General features: G+C 70.7%; 14 protein-coding genes. 8 read left to right on the top strand and 6 right to left on the bottom strand.

The window, feature by feature from the left end:
• Positions 1 to 22: 22 nt before the first annotated feature.
• Together ACFWPS_RS36010 and ACFWPS_RS36005 are read left to right on the top strand one after the other, a co-directional pair.
• Positions 23 to 1,045 (top strand): NAD-dependent epimerase/dehydratase family protein, encoded by a 1,023-nt coding sequence (locus ACFWPS_RS36010; RefSeq protein WP_383713162.1) that lies wholly within the window; start codon positions 23 to 25, stop codon positions 1,043 to 1,045.
• Between the two features lie 81 nt (positions 1,046 to 1,126).
• Positions 1,127 to 1,570, top strand: coding sequence for an ABC transporter permease (locus tag ACFWPS_RS36005; protein ID WP_383713159.1), 444 nt, complete (start codon positions 1,127 to 1,129; stop codon positions 1,568 to 1,570).
• A gap of 87 nt (positions 1,571 to 1,657) precedes the next feature.
• On the opposite strand, the gene ACFWPS_RS36000 is transcribed toward ACFWPS_RS36005, so the two are convergent.
• Both ACFWPS_RS36000 and ACFWPS_RS35995 read right to left on the bottom strand, forming a co-directional pair.
• A complete protein-coding gene (locus ACFWPS_RS36000; protein WP_383713156.1) occupies positions 1,658 to 3,232 on the bottom strand; it encodes a sodium:solute symporter family protein in 1,575 nt (524 codons plus the stop codon).
• Between the two features lie 229 nt (positions 3,233 to 3,461).
• On the bottom strand, positions 3,462 to 4,250 hold the full coding sequence (locus tag ACFWPS_RS35995) for an SDR family oxidoreductase (RefSeq protein ID WP_383713153.1): 789 nt from the start codon (positions 4,248 to 4,250) through the stop codon (positions 3,462 to 3,464).
• A 198-nt stretch (positions 4,251 to 4,448) separates the two neighbouring features.
• Here ACFWPS_RS35995 and ACFWPS_RS35990 point away from each other — a divergent pair, with 198 nt between their 5' ends.
• The 5 genes from ACFWPS_RS35990 (at position 4,449) to ACFWPS_RS35970 (ending at position 10,025) form a co-directional block, all read left to right on the top strand.
• Positions 4,449 to 4,982: a DUF1003 domain-containing protein gene (locus tag ACFWPS_RS35990; RefSeq protein WP_383713150.1), complete on the top strand. Its 534-nt coding sequence runs from the start codon at positions 4,449 to 4,451 to the stop codon at positions 4,980 to 4,982.
• A gap of 68 nt (positions 4,983 to 5,050) precedes the next feature.
• Entirely contained in the window at positions 5,051 to 5,362 is a 312-nt protein-coding gene (locus ACFWPS_RS35985; RefSeq protein WP_383713147.1) for a WhiB family transcriptional regulator, read from the top strand.
• Positions 5,363 to 5,387: 25 nt separating this feature from the next.
• Positions 5,388 to 8,093, top strand: a complete 2,706-nt coding sequence (locus tag ACFWPS_RS35980) for a glucosidase (RefSeq protein ID WP_383713144.1) — start codon at positions 5,388 to 5,390, stop codon at positions 8,091 to 8,093.
• Positions 8,090 to 9,580: an alpha-amylase family glycosyl hydrolase gene (locus ACFWPS_RS35975; RefSeq protein WP_383713142.1), complete on the top strand. Its 1,491-nt coding sequence runs from the start codon at positions 8,090 to 8,092 to the stop codon at positions 9,578 to 9,580. Before ACFWPS_RS35980 ends, ACFWPS_RS35975 begins: the two co-directional genes overlap by 4 nt.
• A gap of 10 nt (positions 9,581 to 9,590) precedes the next feature.
• Positions 9,591 to 10,025: a hypothetical protein gene (locus ACFWPS_RS35970; protein ID WP_383713140.1), complete on the top strand. Its 435-nt coding sequence runs from the start codon at positions 9,591 to 9,593 to the stop codon at positions 10,023 to 10,025.
• A gap of 3 nt (positions 10,026 to 10,028) precedes the next feature.
• On the opposite strand, the gene ACFWPS_RS35965 is transcribed toward ACFWPS_RS35970, so the two are convergent.
• The 4 genes from ACFWPS_RS35965 to ACFWPS_RS35950 form a co-directional block, all read right to left on the bottom strand.
• Positions 10,029 to 10,409 carry an SsgA family sporulation/cell division regulator gene (locus ACFWPS_RS35965; RefSeq protein WP_383713138.1) on the bottom strand — a complete coding sequence of 127 codons (381 nt, stop codon included), beginning with the start codon at positions 10,407 to 10,409 and terminating at the stop codon, positions 10,029 to 10,031.
• 145 nt (positions 10,410 to 10,554) lie between these two features.
• A complete protein-coding gene (locus ACFWPS_RS35960; RefSeq protein WP_383713136.1) occupies positions 10,555 to 10,815 on the bottom strand; it encodes a hypothetical protein in 261 nt (86 codons plus the stop codon).
• Positions 10,816 to 10,944: 129 nt separating this feature from the next.
• Positions 10,945 to 11,598 (bottom strand): BON domain-containing protein, encoded by a 654-nt coding sequence (locus tag ACFWPS_RS35955; protein WP_383713134.1) that lies wholly within the window; start codon positions 11,596 to 11,598, stop codon positions 10,945 to 10,947.
• A gap of 154 nt (positions 11,599 to 11,752) precedes the next feature.
• Positions 11,753 to 12,748: a LysR family transcriptional regulator gene (locus tag ACFWPS_RS35950; protein WP_383713132.1), complete on the bottom strand. Its 996-nt coding sequence runs from the start codon at positions 12,746 to 12,748 to the stop codon at positions 11,753 to 11,755.
• 251 nt (positions 12,749 to 12,999) lie between these two features.
• Here ACFWPS_RS35950 and ACFWPS_RS35945 point away from each other — a divergent pair, with 251 nt between their 5' ends.
• Entirely contained in the window at positions 13,000 to 13,551 is a 552-nt protein-coding gene (locus ACFWPS_RS35945; RefSeq protein WP_383713130.1) for an HdeD family acid-resistance protein, read from the top strand.
• Positions 13,552 to 13,579: the final 28 nt, after the last annotated feature.

The raw sequence follows: 13,579 nt of genomic DNA, 5'->3' as shown, positions 1-13,579 counted from the left end.
GTCGCGAGCTGAGGAGACACACATGGCACAGGTATTGGTCACCGGCGGGACAGGGTTCATCGGGAGCTGGTGCGTCCTGACCCTGCTCGAAGCCGGGCACACCGTCCGCACCACCGTCCGCGACCTGCGACGCGAGCCGGCCCTGCGCTCCTGGCTCCACGCGGCCACGCCGTTCGACGACGACCGTCTCAGGGTCGTACGCGCCGACCTCGAACACCCCGACGGCTGGGACGACGCCGTCGCCGACTGCGACTTCGTCCTCCACGTCGCCTCGCCGACCCTGCGCCATACGCCGGCGAACGACGACGAACTGGTGGTCCCGGCCCGGGAGGGCGTCGTGCGGGTGCTGCGCGCCGCCCGCGCCGCCCACGTGCGCCGGGTCGTCCTGACGAGTGCCTTCGGTGCCATCGGGATCGGGCACCCCCCGCGCTCGACCCCGTTCACCGAGGAGGACTGGACCGACGTCGACAGCGACATCCCGCCCTACCAGCGGTCCAAGACGCTCGCCGAGCGCGCCGCCTGGCAGTTCGTCCGGGACGAAGGCGGTGGACTGGAACTGGCAGCGGTTCACCCCGTGGGGGTCCTTGGACCACTCCTCGGCCCCGACGACCCGCCATCCCTGCGTCTTGTGCGCAGAATGCTCGAAGGACAGGTTCCTGCGTGTCCTCCCTTCGGGATGGGCTTCGTCGACGTGCGCGACGTCGCGGATCTGCACCTGCGCGCGATGACCGATCCGGCAGCCGCCGGCGAGCGTTTCCTCGCCATCGCCGGGCACAGCCTGCGCGTCGTCGACATCGCGCGCATTCTGCGCGACCGCCTGGGTGAGCGCGCTGCCAAGGCCCCGGCCCGTGAACTGCCCGTGTGGCTCGCACGCGGGCTGGGTGTCGTGAACCCGGAGCTGCGACTGCTGAGGCACCAGCTCGGTCGGGATCTCGACGCCACAAGCGCCAAGGCGGAGCGGCTTCTCGGGTGGCGGGCACGTCCCATCGAGGACACCATTGCGGAGACTGCCGAGAGCCTCCTCTCCCAGGGCATCGGAACATGACCGGCTCGTGACCGACCGACGCGGCGGCCCTGCGCGCCGAAGACGGCGGCCCGCGCCCTGGACCCCGGCATCGATCCGGTGGTGAGCGGCCCCAGCAGCGGTGCCGAGACCATCATCGGCTCCGCGACGCTCCTCACCGCCATGCTCGCCGTGGTCGCCGCGCTGGGCGTGTTCAACACGGTCGTCCTCGACACCCGCGACCGCCGCCGCGTCCTCGGCATGCTCAAGTCCATCGGCATGACACCACGCCAGGTCACGGTCATGACGGTGACCTCGATGGGGGTACTGGGAGTGGTCGGCTCCCTGGCCGGCGTCCCGCTGGGCATCGCGGGCTACGACCTGGTGGTGCCGCGCATGGCGGATGCCGTGGACATCGTCCTGCCCCCTTCCCTGACGGACGTCTGTCGGGCCGGGGTCCTGACCCCGCTGGCCCTGTCGGGCCTCGCGATCGCGATGCTGGGGGCGTACCTCCCGGCCCGCGGCGCGGCACGGCTCACGGTCGCGGAGGCGCTGCACAACGAGTGAGGCGGCGGCTCCCGGTGGCCGTACCCACGACTCGGCCCGCCACGGGGGCGGGCCGAGTCGCGTGGTCCGTGTGCAGGTTGCCGCCGGTCAGTCCTTGGCCGGGGACCCCAGGGCGTCGCCGCTGCCCGCCTGCGCGGGAACCGGGACCGCCGCGGCCGCGCTGTCCCCGTCGGTGTTCACGGTCTCGATGATCGCGAGGCGTTCCGGGGTGTCCTCCGGCTTCAGGAAGCCGATGAGGATGTAGAGGACCAGGGAGACGGCCAGCGGGACCGAGACCTGGTACTGGAGCGGGACGCCGCCGTCCACGTTCCAGTTGATCGGGTAGTTGACCAGCCAGAAGGCCAGCAGGCCCGCCGCCCAGCTGGTGAGTGCCGCGGTGGGGCCGGAGCGGCGGAACGGGCGGAGCAGGCCCAGCATCATCGGGATCGCGATCGGCCCCATCAGACCGGCCACCCACTTGATGACCACGGTGATGATGTCCTTGAAGGTGGGGGAGTTGATCTGGGTGGCCACCGTCATGGACAGGCCGAGGAAGACGACCGTGGTGACGCGGGCCGCGATCAGGCCCGAGCGTTCGTTCCAGGCCCGCGCCCGCTGCGAGAGGACCGGGGCCACGTCACGGGTGAAGACGGCCGCGATCGCGTTGGCGTCGGAGGAGCACATCGCCATCGTGTGGGAGAAGAAACCGACGACGACCAGGCCCAGCAGACCGTGCGGGAGGAGCTGTTCGGTCATCAGGCCGTAGGAGTCGGAGCCGTCCGGCTTCTGGGCGTGCACCAGGAGCGGGGACATCCACATGGGGAAGAAGAGGACGACCGGCCAGACCAGCCAGAGGGCGGCGGACAGGCGGGCGCTGCGCTCGGCCTCCTTCGGGCTGCCCGTCGCCATGTAGCGCTGGGCCTGGTTGAGCATGCCGCCGTTGTACTCGAAGAGCTTGATGAAGAGGAAGGCGAGGAGGAAGACCGTGCCGTAGGGGCCGACGAGCGGCTTGCCGTGGCCGTGCAGGGCCGGCTGGTCCCAGGCGCCGAAGAAGCCGATGCCCTTGTCGTTCAGTTTCAGGACGACGGCCACGAACATCGAGACGCCGGCCAGGAGCTGGATGACGAACTGGCCGAGTTCGGTGAGCGCGTCCGCCCACAGGCCGCCGATCGTGCAGTAGACCGCCGTGATCGCGCCGGTGATGAAGATGCCCTGGTTGAGGGAGACCCCGGTGAACACCGACAGCAGGGTGGCGATCGCCGCCCACTTCGCGGCCACGTCCACGATCTTCAGCAGCATGCCGGACCAGGCCAGCGCCTGCTGGGTGGAGAGGTTGTAGCGGCTCTTCAGGTATTCGAGGGGGGACGCCACGTGCAGGCGGGAGCGCAGGCGGTTGACGCGCGGGGCGAAGAGTTTCGAGCCGATCGCGATGCCGAGCGCGATCGGGAAGGACCAGGTGACGAAGGACGTCACGCCGTAGGTGTAGGCGATGCCGGCGTACCCGGTGAACATCACCGCGCTGTAGCCCGACATGTGGTGCGAGATGCCGGACAGCCACCAGGGCATCTTGCCGCCCGCGGTGAAGAAGTCACTGACGTTGTCCACGCGTTTGTGCGACCAGACACCGATCGCGACCATCACACCGAAGTAGCCGATGAGCACGGCCCAGTCGAGCCCGTTCATACGCCCCCCTTCCAGGGTCCGCCTACTGAACTCCGCTCAGCTGGTTGGCACTTCGCATAAACGGAGTGGGGACGGGGAAGGCCGCGAAGTGCCCGCTCATCGTGGGTTCCGTTACGTGGGCACGACAAGCGGGCGTAGGGTCAAGGGGGAGTAAAATCGTTCGCCTTCCTGACCTTGGTTCATGAGTGTGAACATATGGAGGGTGGTTCGATGGCCGGGAACCGGCCCCTCAGCGCATCAGCTCGCCGGCGTTGACCAGCAGCGACTGCCCCGTGATGGCCCGCGCCCGGTCCGACGCCAGGAACACCGCCGCGTCCGCCACGTCCCCGTCCGTCGCCAGCTCCGGCAGCGCCATCCGCCCGGTCAGCCGGCCCAGCACCTCGTCCTCCGGCACCCCTTCCGTGTGCGCGGTGAACTGGACGTACGCCTGCACCGGCGGCCCCCACATCCAGCCCGGCAGCACCGTGTTGACCCGGATCCGGGACGGCCCCAGCTCCCGCGCCAGCGAGTACATCGCGCTGGTCAGCGCCCCCTTGGAGGCGGCGTACGCGGCCTGTTTCACCTGCGAGGGTGCGGCCACCGCCGACTGCGTGCCGACGAACACCACCGCCCCGCCGCCCGCCGCCCGAAGCGCCGGCAGGCACGCCCGGGTCATCCGCAGCGTCCCCAGGAGGTTCACGTCGATCACCGAGGCCCAGGTCGCGAAGTCGGCGTCCTCCACCCCGCCGAAGTAGGAGTCCCAGGCGGCGACGTGGACCACCGCGTCGATCCCGCCGAACCGCTCCCGTGCCAGCTCCGCCAGCGCCCCGCACTGGCCCTCGTCGGTGATGTCGGTGGCCAGGTAGGCGGTCCGGGTGCCCTCCGGATCGATCCCGGCCGCGCTCTTCGCGAGGTTCGCCTCGGTCCGCGCACCGAGCACGGCGTTCCCGCCGTCCCGTACGACGGCCGCCGCGACCTGGTGCCCGAGCCCGGCGCCGACTCCGGACACGACGACCGTCTTGCCTGTGAGCAGAGACATCGCGAACCATCTCCCGGGTGTGACGAAGTTTCTGACGGAGCGTCAGGGTATGGGCGGGCGCCGGAAAGGGGAACCGCCGCGAGCGGGGCGGGCGTCGTCGCGTACCGCCTTTGACGCAGTCGATCGACCCAAGGAGGACGGCTGCTCCGCACCTACGCTGACGGGCGTCTGTCGCGACCAGCGGATCAAGGAGTGGCCATGGCCCCCGGACTCAACGGGTTGGACATCCGTCTTCCGAACGAGCAGGCCGTTCTCGTGCGGATGCGCGGGACCCAGGACCGGATCGCGGACGCGATCACCGCCTTCTCCGGGACCATGCTGTTCGTCTATCTCCACGCGGCGTGGTTCACGGTGTGGATCGCCTTCAACGAGGGACTGTTCGGCGACGCCGCGGTCTGGGACCCCTACCCCTTCGGGCTGCTCACCATGATCGTCAGCCTTGAGGCGATCTTTCTGTCCACCTTCGTGATGGTGAGCCAGAACCGCCAGGCGATACGCGAGAAGGTCCGCGCAGACCTGGACTTCGAGACCAACGTCCGCTCCGAGGTGTGGTCGGCCCACATCGGACACGCCCTCGGAATCGACGCCGGGCAGGTCGAACAGGAAGTGCAGGCCTTCCTCGCACAGAACCAGGCGAAGACGGACGGCACGAAGGCGGACGGCACGAAGGCGGACGGCACGAAGGCGGATGGCTCCGCGCAGTCGGCCCCCGCCAGTGAGTCGATCGACTGAAGCCACGACGCCTGTCCGGCGCTGACGATGTCCTGCACCGGATCGACCTCGCACCGGGAGGAAGCGTCATGATCCAGCGACATCGCCCGCTCCTCGCCTACTGGGACTGGCAGCAGCACGCACGCTGCCGGGGCATGGACAGCTCCGTCTTCTTCTCCCCGCCCGGCGAGCGCGGCGCCGGGAAACGGGCGCGGGAGAAGAAGGCCCGGGCCGTCTGCACGCGCTGCCCGGTGATCGAGGCCTGCGCCTGGACCGCGCTGCGCGGCCCCGAACCGTACGGCGTCTGGGGAGGCCTGTCCGAGGAGGACCGCGGCCGGCTCCGGCGGTCGCGGTCCCGTGGCGCCGTTGCGGCCGAGTCCGGGACGCCGGAGTCTGGGTGAAGGTACTGCGCGGGGAGGACGTGCCATGACGGAGAGCGGTGACAGGGCGGACGCCGAGCGGCTGCGGCTGGCGGACGCCGACGCGGGGCGGGCGGCGTGGCGGCGCTGGGGCCCGTATCTGAGCGAGCGCCAGTGGGGCACGGTCCGCGAGGACTACAGCCCCGGCGGCGACGCCTGGTCGTACTTCACCCATGACCAGGCCCGCTCCCGGGCCTACCGCTGGGGCGAGGACGGCATCGCGGGCGTCAGCGACGACAAGCAGCGGCTCTGCTTCGCGCTCGCGCTGTGGAACGGCCGCGACCCGATCCTCAAGGAGCGGATGTTCGGCCTGACCAACGAGGAGGGCAACCACGGCGAGGACGTCAAGGAGTACTACTTCCACCTCGACTCGACGCCCACCCACTCGTACATGAAGTACCTCTACAAGTACCCGCAGGCGGCCTATCCGTACGACGACCTCGTGTCCGTCAACCGGGAACGGGGGCGCCACGAACCCGAGTACGAACTCCTCGACACGGGGGTCTTCGACGAGGACCGCTACTTCGACGTGTTCGTCGAGTACGCCAAGGCCGGCCCCGAGGACCTCCTGATCGAGATCACCGCCCACAACCGGGGTCCCGACGAGGCCGCCCTCCACCTGCTGCCGACGCTCTGGTTCCGGCACACCTGGTCGTGGGCGGGCGGGACGGCCGTGCCCGGTCTGCGGCGGCAGGCGGACGGCGTGATCCGCGCCGACCACGAGGAACTCGGCCCGCGCTGGCTGTACTTCGAGGGCGCCGAGGGCTTCGAGGGCGGATCGCCGACCCTGTTCACCGAGAACGACACCGACAACGAGCGGATCTTCGACAGCCCGAACGCCACCCCGTACGTCAAGAACGGCATCGACCGGTACGTCGTCCACGGCGAGACCGGCGCCGTCAACCCGGCGCAGACCGGCACCAAGGCCGCCGTCCACCATGCGCTCACCGTGCCCGCCGGCGACAGCGTCACCGTGCGGCTGCGCCTGACCGGCACCGAACTCGCGGACCCCTGGGCCGAGTTCCAGCAGGTGTTCGACACGCGACGGACCGAGGCGGACGTGTTCTTCGAGGGCGTCGTCCCCGACGGCCTCGGCGACGACGAACGGCGCACGGTGCGGCAGGCCCTCGCCGGCATGCTGTGGAGCAAGCAGTACTACTACCTCGACGTCGAGCGCTGGCTCACCGAACACGGCGCCGACCCGCTCGCCGCCGACCCGCGCCTCCGCAACAGCGCCTGGTACCACATGGTCAACGACGCGGTCATCTCGATGCCGGACACCTGGGAGTACCCCTGGTTCGCGGCCTGGGACCTCGCCTTCCACACCATCGCCCTGTCCATGGTCGACATCGGCTTCGCCAAGGCGCAACTCGACCTGCTGCTGCGCCGCCTGTATCTGCACCCCAACGGCCAGATCCCGGCGTACGAATGGAACTTCGGCGACGTCAACCCGCCCGTCCATGCCTGGGCCGTCCTCTTCGTCTACGAACTGGAGAAGCACCGCACGGGCAGCGGCGACCGCGTCTTCCTGGAGAGCGCCTTCCAGAAGCTGTCGAAGAACTTCACCTGGTGGCTCAACCGCAAGGACATCGACGGCAACAACGTCTTCCAGGGCGGTTTCCTGGGACTGGACAACATCGGCGTCTTCGACCGCAGCGCCCCGCTGCCCACCGGCGGCCACCTCGACCAGGCCGACGGCACCGCGTGGATGGCGCTGTACTGCCAGAACCTCCTGGAGATCGCCATCGAACTGGCCGACGGCAACCGGGTCTACGTCGAGCACGCGCAGACCCTGTTCGAGCACTTCGCCTGGATCGCCGTGGCCATGAACCGCATCGGCAACGACAACCAGAGCCTGTGGGACGAGGAGGACGGCTTCTACTACGACGTCCTGCGGCTGCCCGACGGCAGCGCGACCCGGCTGAAGGTCCGCTCCCTGGTCGGGCTGATCCCGCTGGCCGCGACCAGCGTGATCAGCGGCTGGACGGACCAGCGGTACCCCGAACTGGTCCAGGGAGCACAGGAGTTCGTCAGCAGTCACCCGGCCGTCGAAGCCCTGGTCTCCCCCCACATCCTCGCGTCGGGCACGGCGGGGCGGCACCTGTTCGCGCTGTTCGACGAGGACCGGCTGCGGCGCATCCTGTCCCGCATGCTCGACGAGGACGAGTTCCTCGGCCCGCACGGCATCCGTTCGCTCTCCCGGTACCACGCCGACCACCCGTACACCTTCGACGTGCACGGCGAGACCTACGGGGTCGGCTACCTGCCCGGCGAGTCCGACACGGGCATGTTCGGCGGCAACTCCAACTGGCGCGGCCCGGTGTGGTTCCCGGTCAACGTCCTGCTCGTCCGGGCCCTGCTGAACCTGCACGCCTACCACGGCGACGACTTCACCGTGGAGTGCCCGACCGGCTCCGGCCGCCGGCTGAACCTCTACGAGGTCGCCCGCGAGATCTCCGGCCGGCTCACCGCCACCTTCCTCAGCGACGCGGACGGCCACCGCCCGGTGCACGGCTCCCGGCCCGAGTTCGCCAAGGACCCGCACTGGAAGGACCTGATCCTGTTCTACGAGTACTTCCACGGCGACACCGGCGCCGGCCTCGGCGCCTCCCACCAGACCGGCTGGACCGGCCTGGCCGCGGTCACCGCCACCCTGTTCCATGTCGTCGGCGCGGGAGACTGGGGCGCCCTGCGGGAGGAGCCGCTGTCATGACGGTGATCTACGAGATCAACACCCTCGTCTGGCTCGGCGAGTTGAGCGGACGCCACGAGCGCCCCGTCACCCTCGGGGACGTGCCCGGCGAGGTCTGGGACGAGGTCGCGCGGCCGGGCGTCGACACGGTCTGGCTGATGGGCGTGTGGGAGCGCAGCCCGGCGGGACTGGGCATCGCCCTGGGGAACGACGGCCTGCTCGCCTCCTTCCGCGACGCCCTGCCCGACCTGGCCCCGGCGGACATCGCCGGATCCCCGTACTGCGTACGGAACTACGTCGTCGACGAGCGCCTCGGCGGCCCGGAGGGGCTGGCCGCGGCCCGGGCCGAACTCGCCGCGCGGGGCGTGCGCCTGATCCTGGACTACGTCCCCAACCACGTGGCCCCCGACCACCCCTGGCTCACCGAACGCCCGGACTGCCTGGTCCGGGGCACGCCGGACGACCTGGCCCGCGATCCCGAGGCCTTCCTGGCGGCGGGCGGGCAGGTGTACGCGCGCGGCCGCGACCCGTACTTCCCGCCCTGGCCGGACGTGGTCCAGCTGAACGCCTTCAGCGAGCAGCTCCGTACCGCGACGGTCGACACGCTGGTGTCGATCGGCGACCAGGCGGACGGCGTGCGCTGCGACATGGCGATGCTGCTCATGAACGACGTGTTCGCGAAGACCTGGGGCGACCTGGCGGGAGCGGCCCCCGCGGCGGACTTCTGGCCGTACGTCGTCCCCCGGGTGCGCGAGCGCCACCCCGGTCTCCTCTTCGTCGCGGAGGCGTACTGGGACCTCGAATGGGACCTCCAGCAGCAGGGCTTCGACCACTGCTACGACAAGCGGCTCTACGACCGGCTTGTCCACCAGGACGCCGGATCCGTCCGTGCCCACCTCGGTGCCGGCCTCGCCTACCAGCGCGGGCTCGTCCGGTTCCTGGAGAACCACGACGAGCCCCGGGCCGCCGCGACCCTGCCGGGCGACAAGGGGCGGGCGGCGGCCGTGGCCGTGGCCACCCTGCCCGGCGCGACCCTCTGGCACGAGGGCCAGTTCGAGGGCCGCCGGGTACGCCCGCCCGTGTTCCTCTCGCGCCGGCCCCAGGAACCGGCCGACGAGTCCCTGCGCGACTTCCACGACCGTCTCGTGGCCGCCGTGGCGCCCGTCCGCGACGGCGACTGGCAGCTGCTTCCCTGCACGGGCTGGCCGGACAACGACACCCATGACAACCTGCTCGCCTGGTCCTGGACCGCGGGCCGGGAACGGTACCTCGTCGTGATCAACTACTCGGGCCGGTCCGCCCAGGGGCAGGTCCCGCTGCCCTGGAGCGATCTTCCCGGGCAGTCGTGGGAACTGACCGAACTGCTCGCCGGGAACACCTACGAACGGGACGGCGGCGAACTGGCCGGCCCGGGCCTGTTCGTGGCGCTCGATGCCTGGAGCTGGCACCTGCTCTCGCTCGGACAGGGCAGTCGTCCGACGCAGGCCCGGCAGGTTCCGGCCGTCTAGCGTCGGAGTCATGAGAAGAGCGGAACGAGTGGCCTCGCCGGTGACCGTGGCGGTCAAGTCCGGTGACCTCCGGCTTGCCTGCGGCATCTCCACCGCCCTGCGGGCCCGCCCCCGGGTGTGCCTGCTGGGTCCGGAGCAGGAGGCACGCGCGGAGGCGCTGCTCGTCCTGGCCACGGAACTCGACGAGCAGGCGCTCGCGTTCATGCGCGGTGCGTGCGGGGACCACGGGCGGCCGCGGATCGTGCTGGTGGCCCAGTACGTGGCGCGCGACCGGCTGGTCCGGGCGGTGCGGCACGGCCTGGTCTGCGTGCTGCCCCGGCGGATCGGGCTCGACCATGTCGAACTCGCCCTGCTGCGCTCCCGCGAGGGGCGGACGCGGCTGTCCGACTCCGCCCTCGCCGACGGCCTGGACCTGCGCCACCGGGTCCGGGCCGTCGGCGGGTGACCGTCAGCGGTCCCCCTGCGCCAGCACGTGCGCGAAGGCCTCGTCCCAGTCCATCGAGAGGCCTTCCGTGCCGCAGGGGACCGATCTGAGCGTCTCTTCGAGCCAGGCGCGCAGGGGGCTGAGACGGACTTCGAGGAGTGCCGCGCCGGTCCGCCCCTGGAGGAACACCCAGAGGGCGTCCCCGTCGTGGCGGGGGCAGGCCGGCCAGACGCGTACGTCGCCGTCACCGCTCGGTCGCAGGAGGCCCCGCATGAGCAGGTCCCGCGAGAGCACCCAGGTGACGGCGCCGCCGTTGCCGGTGAGGAAGTCGACGCGCACCTCCAGCGGCCGGGTGTGGTGGTAGTGGAACCGGGCCTGGACCGGCAGTGCCTCGTGCAGGGACACGTGCCGCCACATCCTCAGGGAAAGATCCGCGCAGTCTCCGGACCGTACGTCCCTGCCGGGATCGTCGTGCGAGCGGGCCATGTGCCTCCCTTTCTGTGCGGAGCCGTGCCGGACGCGTGAGCCGCGCCCGGCATGGGGCTCCTCGTCAGGCGAGCGGGTTCCGCAGGCTCCGCCGCTGGTGGACGACGATGTAGCCGAGGACCGCGTAACCGAACAGGTGGCCCGCGGAGCGGGCGAGCCGGTGGCGCGGAGCGTCGTGGGACGAGTGGTGGCGGGACGGTGCGCGGGGGGCCGCCTTCGTGCCGGCGACCACCGCGAGCGCCTCCCGCAGCAGGTTCTCGACTTCGGCGGCCGGCTCGCGGAACCGGCCGGCGCCCTTCTTCGTGGGGCGGGCTGTGTCGGGCATGGCGTGTTGTGCCTCTCGATGCGGTTGAAATGGATCTGCACGTGGATCGCGGTCTGGGACAGGGAGCGGGCCGGTCCCGCGGGGTCTCCGAAGAACCGGCCCTTGAACAGCCCCTGATGCGGCCTGGTGTCAGCCGGTGATGTAGAGGTCGTCCCGCACGTCGTAGACGCCCGGGGCCATCCAGGCGGCCGTGATCACGGCGTCGTGCTCGGCCCACGTGCGGACGTGGCCGGCGAGGAGGACCGTGTTGCCGTCGGTGGAGACGCCGACCTCGCTGTCGTCGAGGATCAGCGCGTTGCGGTCCAGCGCGTCCGACACCAGCAGGGTGACGTCGACCGGGTCGGCGTCGTCGGAGATCTCGATCCTGTTCTTGATGCCGCGGACTCCCGTCAGCGCGGCGACCGCCTCCTCCGCGGCCTGCCGCTCCGAGCCGTACCGGACCACGCCGCTCAGCGTCACGTTGCCGTTGTGGGCGCTCGCCGCGACACCGACCGGCACGGCGATGTTCATCAGCAGCACGGTGTTCGCCGTCTCGGCCAACGTCGCGTCGTCGCGCTCGTGCGCGGGCGGCAGCACCACCTCCAGGTTGTTGTGGACCTTGGTGACGCCGGCCACCCGCTGCGCGGCGGTGGCGGCTTCCAGGTACTGGAGGTAGCTCGGGACGGTACCGGTGAGCCTGACTTCGCCCCCCAGGTTGTGAACGGTGATGTCCGTCGCGTCCACCAGCGGGTCGAAGACGAGTTCTGCCTCGACCGACTGGCGAATGTCCTTCGTCTTGCTCATCGGGAGATCCTTCCGTCCGGGTGAGAGCCGCATTTCTGCTCTGCCGTCAGTTCACCGCGAGATGCCGGTGCCCGTAAAAGCGATACGAATTATTCTGGTATTGGTCTGCGCTATGGATTTCTGGACATGGGTGTGCCACGGGTGCGACGGTGATTCAGGCCGCAATCTTTTCGGCGGTGTCGAAGAGCACCTGCTGCAATTCGCGGGGAAGGTCCGCGCTCCACACCAGACCGGCGGTGGCGGTCAGCGGGGACGCCTCGGCGCGCACGGGCACCATCTCGGGAGGGCCCGCGCCCGCCGCCGACCGCGGACCGATCCCCACGGGACGGCACGGCGCCGTCAGCACGGCGCTCGGCCGGCTGCCGGTCGCGGCGAAGGCCAGGGTCATGGGCAGCGACTGCCTGAACGGCGGGTCGGCGAAGTCGAAGGACGGGTTCCCGGCCCGCAGGACCGAGCGCCATGCGTCGTACGTCCCGGGGTCGGCGTGCCGGGGGCCGTGGATGACGTGCATGCGGGCGAGCTCGTGGAGGCCGATGGCCCCGTTCGCCGCCGCCGGATGGTGTGCCGGAACCCAGACATCGGGTTCGAACGACCCGATGTCCATCACGTCGACGCGGTCCGGCAGCCTGCGGTTCGCCGGCCGTATCCAGCCCAGCGCGGCATCGGCCCGCCGCCGGAGGATCGACGAGAAGTCCGCGTCCAGCGGCGCCTCCGACCAGGTCACGTCGATCTCCGGAGCCGCGGACCGCAACCGCGCGACGGTCTCCGCGGCGAGTGCGGGCGGCAGCTGGGGCTGGACGACGAAACGCAGCCGCGACCGGTCGAGGCCCGCCGCCTGCCGGGTTCGGCTGACGCCGTGATCGACCAGGGAGAGAACGGCCCGGGACTCCGCCAGCAGAACCGCGCCCGCCTCGGTCAGCCGGACCCCGTCACGCCGGCGCTGCAGCAACGGCGTGCCGACGAACTCCTCCAGCCGCCGGATCTGCTGGCTCAGCGTCGGCTGCGCGACATACATACGCTCCGCGGCATGCGTGAAAGTACCTGCTTCCGCCACCGCGACGAAATAGCGCAGATGGCGCAGTTCGACGCTCTGGGGTGCCGAATTCTCGGAATCGGGCGAGGAACTCAATGCGTTCTCGGATTTTTCCATGCAGACCCATCCGGCCACTCGAGAGAAGCGGACCCGTGCCATGCTGCCGGAGGTCCCGCCGCCGGGCTTGCGTCATCCGACTGCCGCGCCGTGCTCGCCGGGGATGCGTACGGCCGCCCCGGCACACCCTCGCCGGCCGGGGGCAGTCGCATGACGGATGGCGCAGGGGAGCCCCGACCCTAGCGTTCACGGCGAACGCAACGGCCTCGGGTGTCACGAACGAGAGGACACCCCCGTACGGGAGGGTCACCATGCTCAGTTCGCCCAACACACTCCTCTGGCGCGGCCTGCTGGCCGTCGTCATCGGCATAGTCTCCGTCACCTGGCCCGGCATCACCGTCGGCGCCTTCGTCGTCCTCTTCGCCGTCTACGCGTTCATCGGCGCGGCCATGGACGGTGCCCGCGCCTTCGCCGGCGACCGGGCGGGTCCCGTGTTCGGCTGGCTGCTGCTCGCCCTGCTCTCGCTGGCGGGCGGCGTGGTCGCGCTGACGTGGCCCGGCATCACCGCTCTCGCGCTCACGATCTGGGTCGGGGCCTGGGCACTGTCGACCGGTGCCATGGAGATCGTCCTGGCCTTCCAGCGGGGCGAGACGGCGGGCGAGCGGGCCCTGTTCCTGCTGACCGGCGTGGTGTCGATCGCGCTCGCGTTCGTGCTGTTCGTCCGCCCGGACATCGGCGCGGTCTCGCTCGCCAACGTCTTCGGGCTGTTCAGCATCGTCTACGGCGTCGCGTCGGTCTTCGCCTCGTTCGAGGAGCGGCGCGGTCTGGCCGGCTCGGGCCGGTCCGAGCCGGTCGGCGTCTGAGCGGCAGGACGCCGAAGGCACCGCCGTC

The sequence above is a fragment of the Streptomyces sp. NPDC058457 genome (assembly GCF_042720695.1).
Classification (GTDB): domain Bacteria; phylum Actinomycetota; class Actinomycetes; order Streptomycetales; family Streptomycetaceae; genus Streptomyces.
The sequence above is the reverse complement of the archived record's forward strand: the minus strand, read 5'-3'. Positions and strand labels throughout refer to the sequence as shown.